Source organism: Caldibacillus thermoamylovorans, assembly GCF_000751775.1.
Lineage (GTDB): Bacteria > Bacillota > Bacilli > Bacillales > Caldibacillaceae > Caldifermentibacillus > Caldifermentibacillus hisashii.
Genome location: NZ_CCRF01000044.1, coordinates 94,141 through 114,456, shown reverse-complemented (window position 1 = coordinate 114,456; position 20,316 = coordinate 94,141). Strand labels below are relative to the sequence as shown.

Sequence of the window (20,316 nt, the reverse complement as noted above, 5' to 3'; positions counted from 1 at the left end):
CTTTCTTATACTATAAAGAAAACTCGGCGACTGCCGAGCCTTAAGGCGATGGCAGAGCCGCAAGAGCACTTATGCGTTAGGAAAGTAGAAATTGAAAAATTTTTACTTTCCTATTAGCTAAAGAAAACCTGGCGTCCAAGTCATTAGGCTATTCGTGACGTATAGTTCGCCAAAAAAATGTAAAGTTTTTTCAGTTGCGATGTTTTCCTTCGAAGCATTTCTATGCGCTTACTTAAAACTTAAAATTTCCCACGGCATCGAATTTAGCAGCCTTGCTGGTAATTTATACTTTTTTAGTGTGCAAAAAAAAGAAGCTGTCCCATGAGCCTGAGAAAGCCTCGATATTTTTTCATATAAAGAAAACTCGGCGACTGCCGAGCCCTTAGGTGAGAGCAGAGCCGTAGTTCAGCGAAAAAACATTTTCGCTTGCGAGGTAATGCTACCGAAGTCTTTCAGTGCACTTATGCGTTAGGAAAGTAGAAATTGAAAAATTTATACTTTCCTATTAGCTAAAAAAACTAGCTGAGCAATGAGATAAAGTATCCGGAACATACGATCTCTTTTCAAACCCGGAAAACAGTAGCGATAAACCGAGTGGTAAGCCCGCTTTCCCACTTTGAATGTAGGTTTCCCGTAATATTAAAATCCAATTTTATAATCGTATTCTTTCGCTTTATCAGGTCTAGTATTTTCAAAATCCGTTTTTAAAAAAGGTCGATAAGAAGGTTCCACCTTTTTAACAAAGGGAAAATTTTTAAGCTTATCCATAATGATTTCAATTTCTTCCTGATTACAATAAAGAACAACATATTTTAATCTCTTCGAAATATAGTGGATGTTTCCGTATTTCCTAAGATTTTTTGCCGTCTTTATATTATATAGCCAAACAATGATCCCTTGTCTTTGCCCAAACATATCATTATCTCCTACTTAATTTTTTCTCTACAGTTATAGTTATGCACTGCAGCCGCAACTTCCACCCGTTGAACATCCACCAGATGCCTTTGCTGTATCAAAAAACGGGCTTCCGGTTGCAACCTTGACACTATCTGAAACGGATCGACCAATAATGATTCCAATCTCATCGAGTAAATGTTGCAAGGCATTCTCAGCCAATTTAAACTTTGCCACATTTTCGTCCAAATCCATTTCCCTCTTTGCCAATCGGACGTTTCTCATAACGGTTTGATAATCCGGGTGATATCTGCCAAACCTTTGTACTTCTTCATACTGTTCTTTAAGTTTGATAAATTTATTTATTTTATTTTGTGTTTCGCGATTTGTTTTCATCATATATAAACATTGTCGATATTCATCTGCTATATCACTATTTAAAATCATCTTAGCAATATCTTCAGCCATATCAATGATTTGAACCGATTCTAAAGTAGCAAACATAACCTGCACCTCCAATTACTATAATATCATAGGAGAAAAGAAAATAAAATCACTTAAATTTATTGTATTAAAACATTCATAATATTAAAACTAGATGAAACTCCAAATCAGTGGAATTGATGTCTTCCGCTGCTTATTCGGTTAAAGAAAACTAGGTAGAAAAAATAAGGATTAACTGATTTTAAATCTGTTAATCCACTTGATTCATTGACTGGATCATCGACAACATCATTGATGCAAATTGGACTCCGTTTGAAATTTTATTCATCCGATCCGGTAATGTTTTTTGATAATATTTTAAGGCGGTTTGTTCAAATTCTTTAATGGCATTGGGATTCCTTGATAATTTTTTATACCATATTGGTTCATTCCGTATAAATTGCTGCCATTCCTTCTTATTTTTTATTATTTGATATAATTCGGTTCTCATTTCCGCCCCCCCGACTAATCTTTTCTAAACGAAAACGGATGTCTTCTTCTCCATTGCTCTCCGTTTCCTTCCGGTTCTGTCTTATTTTGATTTGTATCCCGTATTTGCCCCAACAATTGTTGTACGGAATCAATGGCTTCACTCATTTGCCCTAAATAATGTTGCAGCTGATTAACATCCATATTTTTTAAATATGTGATCAGTTGATTAAAGATGGCATTTTTTGATTCATTGTTTGACTTTGTTTCTTCTTTTATTGCAGTCGGTTTACCGGTTTTAGTATATTTTGCCCATTTTGGATCATCTTCCCCTAATAAATACCATTCTTCATATACTTCTTGCCAAGTCTTCTTTCCGGTTCTAACTTCTTTAATAAGTTCCGGGTGTTTTTTTACAAAATTTTTAAATTGCTCAACGGATGGATGCAGTGATTTCTTCACCATAGGTTTCACCTCTTTGTATTCCTCAATATAATCTATGTATGATTAAAGAAAGATGAAACCTGTAAACGTGATTTTTATCCCAATCCATATCACACCCCATAATTATTATTGTTTTTCTTACGGGAAAATCCTGGAATTATGACAAAGTATATTTAAGCTACCTGAAACCGGAAAAATGATTTTTACCAGATTATTTTGTAAAAAAAATGAGAGCAATTATTGCTCCCACGATCTTTCTATAAAGTTTTGCGTATAATATTTTCGATAAACACCTACTCCGATATGGGTAAAGTCCTGATTGAGCAAAGTTTCCCGATGTCCTTTACTATTTAACCAACCACTTACGACAGCAAGACTATCTGTATACTGGTATGCAATATTTTCTCCTGCTGATTCATAATAAATATTTTTTTTACTTAACCGATTAGCAAGATCACCATATTTTTCGGAGTCATGGGAAAAGGTTTCTGTATCGTACATATCCTGACTATGTTCATAAGCGACTTTCCTCGTTTCCTGATCCCAACCTAACTCGGAAAGGTTGAAATTTTTCCGGACTAAGTTGGTTAGTTCATAAATCTGTGTTTCTGCAGCCGAATCAGCTTGATTCCATTCTTCATCTGTTAAGGGCTCTTGTTCAACAAGTTTCCCCCGATATGACATATCATAAGGGCGTTGCTTTATTAATGTATCACCATCCATAAACCGAACAAATAACAATTTTCCTTCAAAATGATCAAAATATAATTGTGCATAAATATTTCCAAGCGAAATCAATGGTTTTATATTTAAATCATCTTCAAACAATTCAAAACGATATACACCATCTTCATTTTTAAGCTCAATCTCCGGTTGCATTTCTACTTTTTTATATACGGATTCAAGATTTTCTCCAATCTGAAACGGTGTTACATCAATGCCTGGAGTAGCAACGGCTATTGTAACTACTTTTTCCTTGTCGACACCTACCATCATATATTTACCGTCTTGATTATAAATCCACCATGTATATCCATGATAAGACGGCTCCTGTCTTGAAGGTTCTCCGTATTCTTCTTGAAATGTATGAAGTGATTTACCAATATAGGTTGAAATTCCCGCTTTCGGTCTTTTCTGTTCCACTTTTTCACTAGAATCTTCTTGGACAATATTCAAACTTTCATTTTCTACGATTTTCTTTTTATCATCTACCAAAACTTTATCACGTGAATAAAATTGGTTGAACCATATTCCGATCACTAAAATAATCGTAGCAATAACTAAAATTCTAACTAAGCTTTTCAGAGGACTTCCCCCCTTGCCTTACTTGTTCTATTTATTTTATTTATATGTATCATAATAAATAATAGAATCATTCTACTAAAAATTCACCTGACTTTTTAAAGAATAAGCTGAATGAAGTAAAAGTGCAGGAAGCGATAATTTTCATTTTATTATAACATTTTTTAATAACATTTTAAAAGGAGCTGTATAGAATCGTTTAAAGATAATCACGCCGAATTAGCATCCGCACTAAAACTTTATCCTTTATCAACTCTTATCGGCAAGTCTTGTCCCCACCTCAAAACTCGCGTTGATCATTATGCGGAAGATGAAACTGCCCATACGTGGATTTGTTAAACTTTCCTACTAGTTTAAATAAATTCCATTAATTTTATTGAAAGTCAACTTATTTTCAACTATTATGATAATGATGGGGTTTACCGTTTGTTAACTTATGTAGGAGGGAGAAATTATGTATATTGAGAACACGGGGTTAGAACATTTGCAATTGGATCTAAATACTCTGGATGAAATTTTACCAGAATACGGTTTAATTCGTGCCGGACAATGGGATTACGAAAGAGTAACATACGACCGAAAAATAGTTATTAATAATAATGTATATTATTTAAGAGTACAAGGCTATGCTGTTTCAGGAGATGTTGGTGCCCATGATGCAATCATCCAATTGAAAGTACCAATTCTTGGAAAGTATTACTATCCACATGGTGTGGAGTATGGAGAAGATGAAAATTTTCCAAATGCATTAGTTAACGAGTGCAAAGAAATATTACTGGCAGTCAAAGAAGAACTGGAACCGCTGGCACTAGCTATAGAATCCTAAAGGGTAACAAAGGATCGCCTTACCAATAAACGGTAGCGATCCTTTGTTTTAAAACCCAAGAATTGCTTTTATTAATGATGTTGTTTCTCCTCCGGGGTAAAGAACATATAGAAGAATATAAACAACTACACCGGTTATGGCAGTGAAAAACCAAACAATACTTGTTATCGGACCTAACTTTCGATGCTTGTCCAAAATTTTCTTCCACCCAAGCCATATCGTACGAATACCAAGGATGGCACCAATTGTAGCCAATATAATATGAAATATCAAGAAAATCGTATAATAAATTTTTATATGTTCCGGTCCCCCAAAAGAGGTGTTACCGATAAAAACGGTACGGCTCGCATAAATAGTGAAAAAAAGAACCGCAAATACCGCCGCTGTAATCATCATCTTTTGATGAAGATTAATTTTTCTTTGTTTGATAAAATACCAGCCAATCGCGACAAAAATCGCACTGATTACAATACATAAAGTACTTAAAGTCGGTAAAAATGCAAGATGTCCCATAATCATACCTCATTACTAAACGAAATTTTAACATATTCTAAACTAAAAATTTACTTATGGACCATTACCGGGGATCGGAAAAGAATCGGTTTCTTCTTGTTCTCTTTTGTACCAATCCATCATAATTCGATATAAAATCACGCCATAAATGATTTCCTGCAATATTTTCATAACTACTCCGCCGGTTTGCTGATCATACTGTGCCGACATTAGATTGAACATCTCCGGACCAGATAATTGCAAAGTTGAGATAACATCTGCCGGTACACATAAATGCAGCGACTGCACCCAAGCTTCTATATTCGTATACGTTTCATACATGGGCGTATGATTAAAAATAATCAAGGCACATGCCGGAGTAATTAATATACTGTCTGCAAATAAATAGCCGACCTTTTTCAAACCGGATAAACGTTTCTCCGTTTCAACTTTATTGATGAGCGGCCACCACATGAAAATGGCAAATAGAAATAAAATGCCTGTATACAGAGCATGGTACCATATATTCGTTTTCACTTGATCAAATATTAGTGGTATATGGTAAAAAGAGAACATGCCGTTGAAAACAATCAAGGCAATCAACGGTCTCGTAAAAAAGGCAAAAACTTTGTTAATTACCGGTAGAGAGAGCAGTTTTTTCCACATCCATACCGGAACACTTGTAATAATAAGTTGCGGAATCAGCAAATATAAAAAAGCCATTTGTATCATATGAAAGGTAAACATAAGATGGCCAAGTAGATCAATCGGAGACCCTTTAATGATATATAAAAATAGCATGGTAAAAATAAACAGAGTGCCTTCTTTTTTTGTTAATAATTCCGAACCTTCAAACCGGTGGCGTTGTTTTTTGGCAACATAAAAAAATATAAGTGTCAAGACCAAGAGAAACAAAAAGAAATAAGGACTCCATAATGCCCGAAAACCAAACTGCTCTAGTCTAAACAACTGCCTACACCTCGATCGATCGCTACCCTTTTATATATTATAACTTTATTCATTTACAGTAGCGAATAATTGAATTTGACAACTTTATGACAGAAATGTGATTCTTCAAATTTTAATATTATTTTTAAGAAAAGCGCAGAGCGCCCGCTAAGCGACGTACAAACTGGAGCGCCCCGCAATGAGAACAGATTTGCTTCCCCGAATAGGCATCGCACGAAGAAAATGCGAATGCATTTTCGAGGAAAAGGAAACACGGCGAGGGACGAGCCGATGTTGACTTATCGTAGTGGAGGGGAGTGAAGTTTGCTAGTCGCTGGCGCTTGGAGCTAGACAATAAAACTAATCCCAAGTTATTTACTTGTATTTTTATACTTTCTTATTCTGTTAGAAAGGCTTTGAGTTGGACAATAAAAACTTAATCAAAGGTTTCCACCAATTTTTTTACTTTTATTCTGTGGAAAAAGGGGAGGTCATTGACGAAATAAATCCATTCCACATTTTTTTCTAACCTTTTTTATCAGAAATCCAATTGTGGTGTCCATGGATATTATAGTCTTGACCATCCCCTTATATTTTTTACCACCAAATAATTGTTACAAAAGCCAATACGGTGACAAAAGCAATGATCACGGCCGAATACATAAAGAACATCGGTAACTCGTGTCCCTTTTGACTTGCGTGCATGAAATAATAAAGCTGAAAACCAACTTGAATAACCGCCAACAGCAAAATAAACGGAATAATAAATTTGACTGAAAAATCACCGATTCCGACAGCAATAAATGCAACAATCGTTAAAAATATCATCAATGCAAAAGTAATAACTTGAACCTGCATTTCCTTGGCGCTTTTTTTTCTACGATAGTCATGGTGTGCACGAAGATTTGGATTTTTCACTTGTTCATTTTCCATGTTCATCCCACCTTACCTATCAAATAAACAACTGTAAAGATGAAAACCCATACGACGTCGATAAAATGCCAATACAAACTGGCTACGTAATATTTTGGTGCATTATATAAGTTTAATCCCCGTTTGGCATTTCGAACTAACAAAGCAATTATCCAACATAAACCAAATGTAACGTGTGCTCCGTGTGTTCCAACTAACGTATAATAAGCTGAACTAAAGGCACTTGAGCCAAAAGTAAAATGATATTCATGAACATAGTGAGTAAACTCATAAATTTCTAAAGCCAAAAAGCCGGCACCTAATAAGACCGTAATGACAAACCAAGCCTGCATTTTTTTAAAATGATAATTTCGCATATGGTAAATGGCATAAACGCTCGTAATTGAACTTGTCAATAAAATCATTGTCATGGCAAAAACTAAAGGCAAGTTAAATAGATCTTTCGCCAGTGGATGAGAGCTGTCGGGTACTGAATCCTTTAACGCCAAATAAGTAGCGAAGAGGGAAGCGAATAAAACCGTTTCCCCCGCCAGAAAAAGCCAAAAACCGAGGAATTTGTTTTTTCCTTCTAATGTTTGGGTTTCAGGATGATCCGGCCAATTCAAAGGCGTATATCTTTCTTCTGCATTCATCCCACTTTCCCCCCTTTATCATCTTCCAACAAGTCTTCTTTATGAATATGATAGCCGAAATCGTCTCGTAACGAACGAATTAACATGGAACCAAACGTGATACCTAAGCCAATAATCAATACCGGTAATCCCCAACTTTTCCCGTCGCCAACCGAATTTAACGGATTGTACATAGCACCAAAAGCGGCTACAAACAATCCAAGACTGATGAAAAATGGAATTATCGAATTATTTGGCATGTGGATATCTCCTAATGGTTCAGCAGGAGTTAATTCCTTTTTGCCCTCCATTTTCTCCAACCACCATGTATCTAAACCTCTTACTAACGGTGTTTGTTTAAAATTGTAGAAAGGCGGCGGTGAAGCAATGGCCCATTCCATAGTTCGCCCGTCTTCCCACGGATCAGCACCCACCTTTTTATTTCTAATTGAAGTTATTACAACATTAAATAATAAAATAATTACCGCAACAGCCATAAGCATAGCACCAATTGAACTAATTAAGTTTCCAAGTTCAAGTCCCTGTCCGGGTAAAAATGTTGCAACTCTTCGCGGCATTCCCATTAAACCGAGAAAATGTTGGATAAAAAACGTACAATGGAAGCCAATGAAAAATAAAGTGAAAGTAACATATCCCATTTTTTCGCTTAGTTTTGTTCCAAACATCTTTGGCCAATAAAAATGAGTCGCTGCCAAAATTCCGAATACCACACCGCCTATAATGACATAGTGGAAGTGTGCAACAATAAAGTACGTATCATGTAATTGATAATCGAGAGGTGCCACTGCCTGCATGACCCCGGTAACCCCACCGATAACAAAGCTGGGAATGAAGCCAAGTGCATACAACATTGGCACAGTAATTTTAATACTGCCACCCCACATCGTTAATAACCAGTTAAAGATTTTAATCCCGGTTGGAACTGCAATGGCCATTGTCGCAATAGCAAAAATCGCATTGGCAACATTTCCTAACCCGGTTGTAAACATATGGTGTGCCCAAACCATGAACCCTAAAAATCCGATTAAAACAGTCGCAAACACCATGGATGAATAGCCAAATAAACGTTTCCTTGAGAATGTTGGAATAATTTCAGAGAATATGCCAAAGGCCGGTAAAACTAAAATATACACTTCCGGGTGTCCGAAAATCCAAAAGAAATGCTCCCAGATAATTGTATTTCCACCCATCGTAACATCAAAGAAGTTACTGCCAAACAAACGATCAAACATTAATAAGAATACACCGATTGTCAACGGCGGAAATGCTAAAAGGATAAGTGCTGATGCAATAAATGTCGTCCAAGTAAATAACGGCATTCGCATAAATGACATTCCCGGTGCCCGCATATTAATAATTGTCGCCAGAAAGTTAATTCCGGATATTAGCGTGCCAAAACCAGATATTTGTAAACCTAATGTATAGAAGTCAATGCCATGCCCTTCTGATCGTAGCGATAACGAGGCATACGATGTCCACCCCGCATCAGGAGCACCACCCAAAAACCAGGAAAGATTTAAAAACATACCCCCAAAGAAAAACAACCAAAAGCCAAGTGCATTCAAAAACGGAAATGCAACATCTCGTGCACCGATTTGTATTGGAACCACCGCATTCATAAATGCAAATAATATTGGCATGGCCGCAAGAAAAATCATCGTCGTTCCGTGCATTGTCATGATTTCATTAAATAATTGTTCGTTAACAAAATTATTATTTGGTTTCATTAATTGAATACGGATGAACAGTGCCTCTATTCCACCGAGCAGGAAAAAGAAACCACCTGTACCTAAATAAAGATGTGCAATCTTTTTATGATCGACAGTTGTTAAATATTCCCAAACAGAGGCGCCTAACCCCTTTTTCACTGCGACGCTACTCACGGTTCTACCTCCCTTTTATTCCCCTTTATTATTCTTGTACTTTTAAACCCATTAAATATTCTGCTAAAGCATCCAATTCTTCCTCAGATAAATTTGCCTCTTTATACATTTGATTGCCCGGTTTAAATTTTTCCGGGTTTTGAATCCATGCCTTTAAATTTTCCTCGTTATATTCTAATATACCGGCTACTCTTGTACGGTTACCGAAATCAGCCAGATTTGGCGCTGTCCGAGCTGTTTCCGGTCTTGCATCATTGGCGGTTACAGCATGGCATGCTATACAATTATTCGCTTGAAATACTTCTTGACCTTGTTTAGCCAGATCACTTGTTGGCTGTACTTCTTCTTTATTCTTTTGCATAGCAGTTGCCCACTGATTAAATTCATCACGTGAAACCGCTTTTACTTTAAAGTCCATATAAGCATGTGACGGGCCGCATAACTCCGCACATTTCCCATAAAATAAATTTCCTGCTTCGTCCGCTTTCTCTTTATCAAAAACTAAATAGAACTTATTTTCATTATCTGTATTTGTATCCATCTTTCCGCCTGCAGCAGGAACCCAAAACGAGTGTTTTACATCAGATGCTTTTAAATTGAAGTATACTTTTTCATCTGTAGGTACGACTAAATCTTGAGAAGTGATAATGCCTAGGTCCGGATACTCGAATTCCCACCAATATAAGTTGGCTCGCACATTTACAACTAAAGCTTCACGGTTTCCATCTTTATCCACTTTATCCATATCCTTTACATCGCCCAACTTAAAAGTAGCGGCAATGGTAGGAACGGAAAGAGATAAAAGTAAAAGAATAGGAATCACTGTCCAAATAATTTCCAGCTTGTGACTACCTTCGACTTGTTTCGGTATTTTATTTTCTTCCCCTTTTTTCCTTCTAAAACGAAAAAGTACAATCAAATAAATAATGACAACCACTAAAATGACTAAAACCATTATAGAAGTACTGATAAACAACAAAGTCAATTGTGTTTCAGCAACTTCCCCGGCAGGTTTTAATGTTGATAAAAACGGTTCGCCACACCCCGCCAAAACCAGCGTCAATAGAAGGAATAAGAAACTCAGACGCCCAAATTTCATCCCCAATCAATCCCCTCTTTCTTTAAATTAAAATAATTACACTTAAAATTTAAAAGAATAGTACTGGTATTGATATAATACCTTTTTATCATAAACACGATATTAATCGTGTTTATTGTAGTTATGTAAAGTGTAAGGGAATGATCCCCCTTACACCTGGGTCACATTTATAATAATGTAGCTATGACCATGGCAACAAATAAAATGGTTAAATAATTTAACGAGTAGACAAACATTTTTGTTGCCCATTTCATATCGTCTTGTTTTTTGTACCCGGTTAGTCCAAGCACAATCCAACCGATGTTTAAAATGGTTGCCAATATGACAAACGGGATGCCGAGAGAGAGTAAATAAAACGGCAAAGGTAATAAACAAAAAATCCAAATCATGATTTGCCTTTTTGTCACTTGAAAACCATACACAACCGGAAGCATTGGAATACCGGCATCACGGTAATCATCCGTTCTTCGCATGGCCAACGCCAAAAAATGCGGTGGCTGCCATAAAAACATGATTAGAAACAACACCCAACTGACAATATGAAGATTGCCATCAATTGCAGCCCAACCAATTAACGGCGGAACGGCTCCGGAAAAACTCCCGATGACCGTATTCAGCGTATACCTCCGCTTTGACCATAGTGAATATAATACAACATATATAAATGAACCAAAGGCTCCGATTAAGCCGGCTGTTACGGTTGTTTGAAACAGAAATAGTTCACCTAATGTCACGAACAAAAGCCCGATGGTCAATGCAAAATTTGATGAAAAATGGCCGTTCACTGTTGGACGTGATTTTGTTCGGTCCATTTTTCCATCAATATCTCGGTCAATATAATTGTTTAATGCACAAGAACCGGCAATGACAAGCCAAGTACCTATGATTGCCAAAATCACTTTATCTAAATGATCAAAAAAACCAAGACCATTATAAAAAAGTGCCAGCCAAATTCCCGTAAAGGCCGTGATTATATTTGAATTAATAATCCCGATTTTAATTAATGCTAAAAAGTCTTTAACTAAAGTCGATTTAGACTCTTTACCATTCACATCTTCATTTTGAAATTCAGGCTGAATTACTTTTGTATCTCCCACATGAAACGCCCTCCTTCCTTTTAACGTGGAAACATTCCCTGACACTACTATATATGATTTATAAATAGATTTCTATTATTTCACTTTGATAAATTACGATTATTATGTTGTAAATGGTTCAAATACACTTTATCTTATATTTAATCATAAGTAGCGAAATTTTGTGAACATATTTCAAAAAATATGTGACAAATGTGTGACATTTTGTATATAGGACTATTTTACGCAGTATTTTTCAACAAAATCATGTATAATTTTTATAATTATTTATATTTTTATGGAGTAGGTGAGTCTTTTGCAGCGTCGAATTAAACGTCTTGCCATCTTTTCAACACTGGGTATGTTGTTATTACTGCTTGGTGGTGCGCTGGTTACGAAAACCGGATCAGGGGATGGTTGCGGCAGTTCATGGCCGCTTTGTCATGGTCAATTTATACCTAATGAAATCAATGCTGAATTATTAATTGAATTTTCTCACCGACTTGTAACCGGTATTGTTTCCATCTTAGTCCTCGTATTAGTTGTATTGACATGGAAACATATGCCAAACATTCCGGAAAGAAAATTTTTATCGATTTTAGCAATCGCTTTCATCCTCATTCAAAGTTTTATCGGGGCTTTGACGGTTTTGTTTGGACAATCCGATTTCTTTTTAGCCTTACACTTTGGTATTTCACTGATTTCATTTGCCGGCGTCCTCCTATTAACTTTACTAATCTTTGAAGTTGATAAAAAGTTTTCTGTCCAATCCGTACATTTCGATCGTCGGTTGAAACGTCATACCATTGGAGTTACCGTTTATAGTCTGGTTGTTATTTATTCCGGTGCACTTGTTCGACATATGGAAGCAAGTTTGATTTGTCCAAGTTGGCCTTTATGTAACAATTCTGTTGTCGGCCTTCCGCAAAACTTATATGAATGGGCGCAAATGGGGCATCGATTAGCGGCAGGGGTTTTGTTTTTATGGATTTTTTACATAATGATTTTATCTATTAAACATTACCGCAATCAACCAGTCCTTTATTACGGATGGGTGTTAGCCTTTATACTTGTTTTACTGCAAGCAACGACCGGTGCATTAACTATATTTACACAATTAAATTTATTTATTGCTCTATTGCATACATTATTTATTTCCTGCTTATTTGGTCTATTAAGTTTTATGAATTTTCTTGTTTACCGTATCCATCAAAATAATAGCCGTCATGCAACTAGACCAATCGACTTTAATTATAAAGTTGATTAAGAAAAGCGCAGGACTCCCTGCGCTTTTCTTACTTTCCTAATACAATTAATAAATCACCTTGTTTGATTGAATCGCGATCTTGTACACACACCTCTTCAACCGTACCGGAAAACGGTGCCTGGACAGTTGTTTCCATTTTCATTGCTTCAGTAATAAGCAAATGTTCGCCTTTTTTCACTTTCTTTCCTTTTTCAACCAGAACTTTCACAATTGTTCCCGGCATCGTGGCACCGATATGATTTTCATTTTTCGGATCCGCTTTTCTCCGTTCGACAATATCTCCCTTAACACTTTCATCACGGATAGTAACCTCACGCGGCTGACCATTCAATTCAAAGTAAACAATCCGTGTTCCATCCCGTTGTACCTGGCCGACAGAAACAAGTTTGACAAAAAGCGTTTTTCCTTTTTCTATTTCGATTTCCAATTCTTCGCCAATTCTCATACCATAAAAGAATGTGGGCGTATCAATACAAGAAACATCTCCATATCGATGGTGACTTTTTACATAATCAAGAAAAACCTTTGGATAGAGTGCATAGCCTAATACATCATACTCAGTCGGTTTTGCTTTCATTTCGGCGAATAGTTCTTCTTTCAATTGATTGAAATTAACCGGTTCCAACAATTCACCTGCACGTACGCTTAGCGGTTTTCTGTCTTTTAAGATAACTTCTTGTAATTCTTTTGGAAAACCACCATAAGGAATACCGATATATCCTTGAAAAAATTCAATGACCGAATCGGGAAAATCAATCGTTTTTCCTTTTGTAAAAATATCCTCTTCCGTCAATTCATTTTGGACCATAAATAGTGCCATATCACCGACAACTTTTGAAGACGGGGTAACTTTCACAATATCACCAAACAGGAAGTTTACCCTTCTGTACATCTGTTTCACTTCTTCCCAACGGTCAATCAATCCGACTGCTTTTGCCTGCTGTTGCAAGTTACTGTATTGTCCGCCTGGCATTTCATGTTCATAAACTTCCGGATGTGGTGCATTCATCCCGCTCTCGAAGCTTTGATAATACTTCCGAATATCTTCCCAATATTTGCCTAACTCATTTAAGCCTTGAATGGATACGGTTGGTTTTCTTTTATTCCCCTCAAGGGCGTATACTAAAGAATTGGCACTTGGTTGGCTAGTGAAGCCGGCCATTGAACTAATCGCCGTATCGACAACATCAACACCTGCTTCGATGGCTTTTGCATAGGTAAAGATACCATTTCCGCTTGTATCATGTGTATGAAGATGGATCGGTATATCAATATGACTCTTCAATTCGGAAATGAGCTCATATGCAGAATCCGGCTTTAACAGTCCGGCCATATCCTTAATCGCCAATATATGGGCTCCTTGTTGTTCAAGCTCCTTCGCCAAATCTAAATAATACTTTAAATTATATTTTGAACGGCTCGGATCATGGATATCTCCTGTATAGCAAATAGCAGCTTCGGCAATTTTTCCGACATCACGGACTGACTGAATGGCGATTTCCATCCCTTTCACCCAGTTTAAGCTGTCGAAAATCCGGAACACATCAATACCGGCATGCGCAGATACTTTTACAAATTCCTCTATAACATTATCCGGATAGTTTTTATAACCGACTGCATTAGATCCTCTGAATAACATTTGAAATAAAATGTTCGGAACTTTTTCTCTCAGTTTACGTAATCTTTCCCATGGATCTTCTTTTAAGAAACGATAGCTGACATCAAACGTAGCACCGCCCCACATTTCCAATGAAAACAAGTCCGGTAACAAGCTTTGCGTCGGTTCCGCAATTTTTACCATATCATATGTTCTTAGTCTTGTTGCAAGAAGTGACTGATGGGCATCCCGAAATGTCGTATCTGTTAAAAGAACCTTATCTTGATTTTTCAGCCATTTAACTAAACCGTCCGGACCGTATTGATCAAGAATTTGTTTCGTCCCTTGGATTGGTTGCTCAAGATTTTTAACTTCAGGGATTCTAGGTGCTGTAAAAATAGGTTTCTTCCCTTTTCCGATTCCGGGAAAGCCATTCACTGTAACATCACCAATGTAGGTTAGCAGTTTGGTACCCCTGTCTTTCGCAATCGGAAATTGAAATAATTCAGGCGTTGTATCAATGAATGATGTATCATATTCACCGTTTAAAAATTTCGGGTGCTTCATAACATTAATTAAAAAAGCAATATTTGTTTTGATGCCACGAATACGAAATTCCCGCAAATTTCGTTCCATCTTTGCAGCTGCTTTTTCGAATGTGAAACCCCAAGTCGAGACTTTTACAAGTAACGAATCATAATAAGGTGAAATGATCGCCCCCTGGAAAGCATTTCCCGCATCAAGGCGAACACCGAATCCGCCGCTCGAACGATAGACTGTAATCTTTCCAGTATCCGGCAAAAAATGATTAAGCGGATCTTCTGTTGTAATCCGACACTGAATGGCATATCCATTCGTTTGAATCGCTTCCTGTTGAGGAATGGCCATCATATCCCCATGTAGGGCATGTCCTTCCGCAATCAAAATTTGTGATTGGACAATATCTACACCCGTTATCATTTCCGTGATTGTATGTTCAACTTGAATACGGGGATTTACTTCAATAAAATAAAAACGACCTTCGGATACGAGAAATTCCACTGTTCCGGCATTAATGTACTTGGCATCTCTCATAAGTCGAACAGCTGCATCACAGATCTCATCACGCAATTTTTTGCTTAATGATACCGATGGAGCAATTTCTACCACCTTTTGATGACGTCGTTGAACGGAGCAATCCCTTTCATAAAGATGGATAATATTTCCTTTTGTATCAGCCAATATTTGAACTTCTATATGTTTTGGATTGATAATAAATTTCTCAACATATACTTCATCACTACCGAATGATGTTTTTGCTTCCGATTTTGCCCTCTGGAAATTTTCGGAAAGTTCATTTTCTGTTTGGACGATGCGCATCCCTTTACCGCCGCCGCCCATCGCAGCTTTAATAATAATCGGGAACCCATGTTCTTGGGCAAATTGGCGAATATCGTCTTCAGTTGCAACTTCTCTTCCAGGAACAACAGGAATATTCGCCTTCTGAGCAGCAAGTCGGGCTTTTACTTTATCCCCAAAAATGTCCAAGTGCTCACTTTTTGGACCGACAAAGATAATCCCCTCTTCTTGACATCTTCGGGCAAATTCGATATTTTCCGAAAGAAATCCATAACCCGGATGGATCGCGTCCACCTCATTTTGTTTGGCAATACGGATGATTCCTTCAATATCCAGATAGGCATCAATCGGTTTTTTCCCTTCCCCGACCAAATAGGCTTCGTCTGCTTTATAACGGTGATACGACCCTGCATCTTCTTTTGAATAAATTGCCACCGTCCGTATTCCTAACTCGGTACAGGCTCGAAAAATTCGAATGGCAATTTCACCCCGATTGGCTACGAGTAATTTTTTGATTTTGACCATTAATTCCCACCTCATTCTCTCTTGCTTTAAAAATGAAAAGTAATCAAATTAAGAAAACTAATTTTAGATAAAGTTGGTAGACCAATAGTGTTAACCCTACCAGTTTTTTATATTCATATATAATACCACAAAATGTTTGGGAAAAAATATAAATTTATTAAATAATTATCTTGATTTTTTATTTTCAATCGTGCTTTTAATATTCCGTTCATGCTCGAGATTGGCGTAACTTGATATATTCATCAATAACCCCAGGGAAAGTGACAAAATAAAAAGAGAGGAACCCCCGTAACTAATAAACGGTAACGTGACCCCCGTAATGGGAATCATCCCCGAAACGCCACCGAGATTAATGAACATTTGAATCCCGATCATTCCGGATATTCCAAAAGCCAATAAACTTCCAAAAGGATCCTTCGATTTCATGCCAATATAAAAACCTTTTAATATCAGGTACCCCAAGCTTAAAATAACAAAAACAACACCAAAAACGCCCAGTTCTTCGGCAATAATAGCCATTATAAAATCCGTGTGTGCTTCTGGTAAAAATCCTAATTTTTGAATGCTTTTTCCTAAACCGACGCCACTCCAACCGCCGGATCCAAGGGCCAAATAGGAGTTGACTAATTGCAATCCTTCATCTACTTCATACTTAAAAGGATCTCGAAAACTATATAAACGACCCATTCGCTCCTCTGTAAATATATCATCATGCTTCCATAAAATAAGCGGTGAAAAAATAGCAATAAAGATAGCACCTAGTAACAGCAGACGTCCTAGATTTTTCCAATTCATACCCGAACAAAATACAATGAGCATGCCCGTTGAAAAAACAATGGCTGCCGTACCAAGGTCAGGTTGCAACACAATTAAAAATGTAACAAACACTAGAAAAACTATCGGGGGGATGACTCCTTTATTAAAATCATTTATGTATGGTTGCTTTTTGGCATAAACAGCCGATAAATAGATTATTGTTCCTAATTTGACAAATTCGGCCGGCTGAATGTTCCTAACGCCAACTCTCAACCAACTGGTTGCATTATTGACATTACTCCCCATAAAAAGGACGAACATCAGGACAACGATAGAACCAAAAAAGATCAATTGAATAAAACCAGTTGATTTTAATTTTTTGTAAGGAATAATTGCCGCAAACGCAAAAGCGACAATAGCAATCAGTAAATTAATTAGTTGGCGATAAAAAAAATACGTACTGCTCAGATCATAGAGCTGAATGGCAGTAACCATACTGGCGCTATATACCATGATCAATCCAAAAATGCTGACAAGTAAATAAACAACAAGGATGGAGTAATCATATGACTTCAATCTTTTTTTTAGCATACTTTCTCTTCCAATCTTTTAAATGAATATTCTATCCTTTTGTTATGTCTTGTTCCATTCATAAAGACACTCTATTGACTAAAGAATATATTTATTTTAACAGTTTATCTGAAAAAGGCGAATTGCCAGGGAGCGAACAGTAATACTTGTCCAAAGGTTTTAACCAGTATTTTTATACTTATCCTATAAAAAAACCCAAACAATTGGCCGTTCAACTGTTTGAGCTATGAATCGTTATTACTTTTTCAACGAAGCTTCATGCAGAGCAGATAGTTTCCGTTCAACTGAATCTAATAAGTTCTTACCATCTTGTTCATCGACGAGCCCGAGTTTTACGGCAAAATCTATTTGACGGGAAAGACCAAACATTTGCGTATCTAATACTTCTTCATATAATGGGCATTGGGGCATCGTTAAGTGATCCATTTGAACTTGGATAAGCTTAATAATCTTATCCGCATACGATTGCAACAAAAGATAGGCTTTCTCCCGATGATCTAATTTCATTTCAGACGCCACCATCATTCCCCCCTTACAAGAAAACCATTCTTGTTAAAATTCTACCTTCTAAACAAGAAAAATGCAAGGAAAACAAGAGATGTTGAAACTTTTAAAAGCGCCAATAATCTTCTACACCTAACAAATAAAATCATACTATGTGACAACTTTTCTTTTCATCGGTATACTTTAAACGAAGACCATTTTGATGAAATTATTTTTGAGAGAAGGAGCGACAGCATTGGGACAAATTATTGAAATTAAAGGAAAAGTAAAGTTTAAAATTACTTTAGATCCGGGCGTATGGATTTTTGACGATCGCCGCATTGATTTAGATACATATTTTGCGGGAAAAAACATAAATGAATCAGATATTCCATATGAAGAAAAACTATCCCATTATTGGGACCGGGAGATCAGGGAAGGCTCTGTATCACCACCAACTTTAAAAACAGAAAAAAAATATGAAAAGGAAAAATTGGTAACAGGGACATTTGGAATTATTTTTGAACCATTTCTCAATAATGCCGAGCCATTACCGGAAGCGACAAAATTAGTCATTGAAACAAAAACTGACAAAGTGACGATTCCACTTAATGAAGCAAAAGATCTCATCTTTAAATTTTCTGAAAATGGAAGCCCTTTAAAAGCAAATGGACCCGTTCACATTTTATTCAAAGACGGATCAAATTTGGACAATCCTATTACAGATGTTCTTGCGTTAATCATTGAATAAAATGATTATCCTCTATCATTTCGTTGTTCATGTATAAAAAAATACGTTTTGACAAATTATACTAAATAAAGTGAAACCCAATCAGAAGTTAAAACGTGTTAGTCGGAAAATTTTCAGATTGAATGGAAGCGTTCCGGAGAAATCCGGATTTGCATTCTCCCGCTTAGAAAAGACAACAATGACTTGATAGAGGTGACATCATGAAAAAAATAATCATATTTATTATTTGTTTATTTTCTGTTTTTCAATTAAGTGGATGCCGTCAAAATAATGGGGTAACAGATACCTCCGATAATAATCGCAGTCAATATATGAACGTTAAAAATTCGAGTATAAATGAAGTAAGGAAGGAAGACAGTGAAGAAATATCCAACCATTTGGCAAATTTAGCGGCAGATGTCCCCAATGTAAATAATGCGACAGCGGTAGCACTTGGGAAATTTGCTGTCGTTGGAATTGACGTTGACAAAGATTTAGATCGTTCGAAAGTGGGTTCGATAAAATATTCTGTTGCTGAAGCACTAAAAAAGGATCCTTATGGTGCTAATGCGGTTGTCGTTGCTGATCCGGATTTTTTTGCCCGCATCGATGAAATTAGAAATGATATTCAAGATGGAAGGCCCGTTCAAGGTGTCCTAAATGAATTATCTGATATTGTTGGCCGTCTTATGCCGGAAGTGCCGGGAGACCTACAGGATCCAAGCATCGAAAATCGTACCGAAGAACCGAAACAAGAAACGGATGGACAAAAAGATGCAAAAAAACTTAACAATCAGCAAAACAAACAATCAAATCATTATAAAGATAATAACCAATGATTGGAGATGTATTACACTAAAAACCGGGACAGGCCTATCCCGGTTCTCTTGAAATATTTTTTAACTTTTTCCCAGTCCTCACCATTCATCATCTCTATGAACAGATCGGTACAACCTAAATTTTCCGGTTGATATTCTCGCTTCCGTACGCTCTTTAATTCGATCATGACATGCCTGACACATATATGTATGGATCGGACGATTTCTCAATTTTTTTGCAAGCGGTAATTCGTCATCAATTTCCTCAATTTTATCGCATATCACACATTGTACTTTCATTGCTTCCTCCAAAACAATACGCTTTTTCAGTATAAAACCATTATACCATACCATTTTGAACCGTATCCAAATATCAAGAGTCAAACATCATTATTATTGAACAGCTTTATTTTGGTCAAACTTCCTGCGAACTCGATAAATAGTTAAAACAAGGCAAATGACTACTAAACCTTCTGCTACAGGTAAAAATGTACCTAAAAAGCTCAAAATCGTACAGCCTAACAATAGAAAAGCGTAAATGATTAAAGACTTTAATAATGGCAATTTTTGGGCAAAACCAAGTTTATAAGCGGCAATGCTTAAAAGTACAATGGTACTGTAAAGAAGCCACATACCTATTTCCGGATTTTCATCAACTTTGTATAATGCCGCAAAAAAAGAAAGACGATTCTCTAACAACCCCATTCCCCCCAAAACAACAGCTTAATCTTGCAAATTGTATTATTTCTATTATCATACATGACACAGAC

Annotated in this window: 21 protein-coding genes; 4 read left to right on the top strand and 17 right to left on the bottom strand. The window is 36.6% G+C overall.

What is annotated here, in order from left to right; all coding sequences use genetic code 11:
* Window positions 1-639: 639 nt before the first annotated feature.
* The 5 genes from BT1A1_RS07100 to BT1A1_RS07080 all read right to left on the bottom strand — a co-directional run bounded on the left by BT1A1_RS07100 (window position 640) and on the right by BT1A1_RS07080 (window position 3,465).
* Window positions 640-915, bottom strand: a complete 276-nt coding sequence (locus tag BT1A1_RS07100; protein WP_034769555.1) for a YlbG family protein — start codon at window positions 913-915, stop codon at window positions 640-642.
* A 39-nt stretch (window positions 916-954) separates the two neighbouring features.
* Complete coding sequence (locus BT1A1_RS07095) at window positions 955-1,398, bottom strand: YlbF/YmcA family competence regulator (protein ID WP_034769553.1); 444 nt, start codon at window positions 1,396-1,398, stop codon at window positions 955-957.
* A gap of 190 nt (window positions 1,399-1,588) precedes the next feature.
* Complete coding sequence (locus tag BT1A1_RS07090) at window positions 1,589-1,828, bottom strand: YlbE-like family protein (protein ID WP_034769551.1); 240 nt, start codon at window positions 1,826-1,828, stop codon at window positions 1,589-1,591.
* 14 nt (window positions 1,829-1,842) lie between these two features.
* Window positions 1,843-2,271 carry a YlbD family protein gene (locus BT1A1_RS07085; protein WP_034769548.1) on the bottom strand — a complete coding sequence of 143 codons (429 nt, stop codon included), beginning with the start codon at window positions 2,269-2,271 and terminating at the stop codon, window positions 1,843-1,845.
* Between the two features lie 216 nt (window positions 2,272-2,487).
* Window positions 2,488-3,465: a CAP domain-containing protein gene (locus BT1A1_RS07080; protein ID WP_227091130.1), complete on the bottom strand. Its 978-nt coding sequence runs from the start codon at window positions 3,463-3,465 to the stop codon at window positions 2,488-2,490.
* A gap of 541 nt (window positions 3,466-4,006) precedes the next feature.
* Between BT1A1_RS07080 and BT1A1_RS07075 the strand changes: the two genes are divergently transcribed.
* Window positions 4,007-4,378 carry a YugN family protein gene (locus BT1A1_RS07075; protein WP_034769544.1) on the top strand — a complete coding sequence of 124 codons (372 nt, stop codon included), beginning with the start codon at window positions 4,007-4,009 and terminating at the stop codon, window positions 4,376-4,378.
* Window positions 4,379-4,426: 48 nt separating this feature from the next.
* Here BT1A1_RS07075 and BT1A1_RS07070 read toward each other — a convergent pair whose 3' ends face one another.
* From BT1A1_RS07070 to cyoE, 7 genes are all read right to left on the bottom strand, one after another.
* On the bottom strand, window positions 4,427-4,891 hold the full coding sequence (locus BT1A1_RS07070) for a DUF420 domain-containing protein (RefSeq protein WP_034769541.1): 465 nt from the start codon (window positions 4,889-4,891) through the stop codon (window positions 4,427-4,429).
* A gap of 54 nt (window positions 4,892-4,945) precedes the next feature.
* Window positions 4,946-5,839, bottom strand: coding sequence for a cytochrome c oxidase assembly factor CtaG (gene ctaG / locus BT1A1_RS07065; RefSeq protein ID WP_034769539.1), 894 nt, complete (start codon window positions 5,837-5,839; stop codon window positions 4,946-4,948).
* A 576-nt stretch (window positions 5,840-6,415) separates the two neighbouring features.
* Window positions 6,416-6,751 (bottom strand): cytochrome c oxidase subunit IVB, encoded by a 336-nt coding sequence (gene ctaF / locus BT1A1_RS07060; protein WP_034769538.1) that lies wholly within the window; start codon window positions 6,749-6,751, stop codon window positions 6,416-6,418.
* A gap of 2 nt (window positions 6,752-6,753) precedes the next feature.
* On the bottom strand, window positions 6,754-7,383 hold the full coding sequence (locus tag BT1A1_RS07055) for a cytochrome (ubi)quinol oxidase subunit III (RefSeq protein WP_034769536.1): 630 nt from the start codon (window positions 7,381-7,383) through the stop codon (window positions 6,754-6,756).
* Entirely contained in the window at window positions 7,380-9,266 is a 1,887-nt protein-coding gene (gene ctaD, locus BT1A1_RS07050) for a cytochrome c oxidase subunit I (protein ID WP_034769534.1), read from the bottom strand. The genes BT1A1_RS07055 and ctaD overlap by 4 nt, the downstream gene beginning before the upstream one ends.
* A gap of 28 nt (window positions 9,267-9,294) precedes the next feature.
* A complete protein-coding gene (coxB, locus tag BT1A1_RS07045) occupies window positions 9,295-10,365 on the bottom strand; it encodes a cytochrome c oxidase subunit II (RefSeq protein WP_034769568.1) in 1,071 nt (356 codons plus the stop codon).
* Window positions 10,366-10,532: 167 nt separating this feature from the next.
* Entirely contained in the window at window positions 10,533-11,444 is a 912-nt protein-coding gene (gene cyoE, locus BT1A1_RS07040) for a heme o synthase (protein ID WP_043988482.1), read from the bottom strand.
* Window positions 11,445-11,757: 313 nt separating this feature from the next.
* Between cyoE and BT1A1_RS07035 the strand changes: the two genes are divergently transcribed.
* Window positions 11,758-12,708 (top strand): COX15/CtaA family protein, encoded by a 951-nt coding sequence (locus BT1A1_RS07035; RefSeq protein ID WP_034769529.1) that lies wholly within the window; start codon window positions 11,758-11,760, stop codon window positions 12,706-12,708.
* Window positions 12,709-12,736: 28 nt separating this feature from the next.
* Here the strand turns inward: BT1A1_RS07035 and pyc are convergent, their stop codons facing one another.
* The 3 genes from pyc to BT1A1_RS07020 all read right to left on the bottom strand — a co-directional run bounded on the left by pyc (window position 12,737) and on the right by BT1A1_RS07020 (window position 18,037).
* Window positions 12,737-16,168: a pyruvate carboxylase gene (gene pyc, locus BT1A1_RS07030; protein WP_034769526.1), complete on the bottom strand. Its 3,432-nt coding sequence runs from the start codon at window positions 16,166-16,168 to the stop codon at window positions 12,737-12,739.
* A 165-nt stretch (window positions 16,169-16,333) separates the two neighbouring features.
* Entirely contained in the window at window positions 16,334-17,515 is a 1,182-nt protein-coding gene (locus BT1A1_RS07025; protein ID WP_034769524.1) for an FtsW/RodA/SpoVE family cell cycle protein, read from the bottom strand.
* Between the two features lie 237 nt (window positions 17,516-17,752).
* Window positions 17,753-18,037 carry an Fpa/YlaN family protein gene (locus tag BT1A1_RS07020; RefSeq protein ID WP_034769522.1) on the bottom strand — a complete coding sequence of 95 codons (285 nt, stop codon included), beginning with the start codon at window positions 18,035-18,037 and terminating at the stop codon, window positions 17,753-17,755.
* Between the two features lie 184 nt (window positions 18,038-18,221).
* Here BT1A1_RS07020 and BT1A1_RS07015 point away from each other — a divergent pair, with 184 nt between their 5' ends.
* Window positions 18,222-18,749, top strand: coding sequence for a hypothetical protein (locus tag BT1A1_RS07015; RefSeq protein ID WP_051989051.1), 528 nt, complete (start codon window positions 18,222-18,224; stop codon window positions 18,747-18,749).
* Window positions 18,750-18,949: 200 nt separating this feature from the next.
* Window positions 18,950-19,567 (top strand): YhcN/YlaJ family sporulation lipoprotein, encoded by a 618-nt coding sequence (locus BT1A1_RS07010; RefSeq protein ID WP_034769518.1) that lies wholly within the window; start codon window positions 18,950-18,952, stop codon window positions 19,565-19,567.
* A gap of 78 nt (window positions 19,568-19,645) precedes the next feature.
* On the opposite strand, the gene BT1A1_RS07005 is transcribed toward BT1A1_RS07010, so the two are convergent.
* Together BT1A1_RS07005 and BT1A1_RS07000 are read right to left on the bottom strand one after the other, a co-directional pair.
* The gene (locus BT1A1_RS07005) at window positions 19,646-19,846 is read right to left on the bottom strand and encodes a YlaI family protein (protein ID WP_034769567.1); all 201 of its coding nucleotides are present in this window, start codon (window positions 19,844-19,846) and stop codon (window positions 19,646-19,648) included.
* A 93-nt stretch (window positions 19,847-19,939) separates the two neighbouring features.
* Complete coding sequence (locus tag BT1A1_RS07000) at window positions 19,940-20,245, bottom strand: YlaH-like family protein (RefSeq protein WP_375293554.1); 306 nt, start codon at window positions 20,243-20,245, stop codon at window positions 19,940-19,942.
* Window positions 20,246-20,316 lie beyond the last annotated feature (71 nt).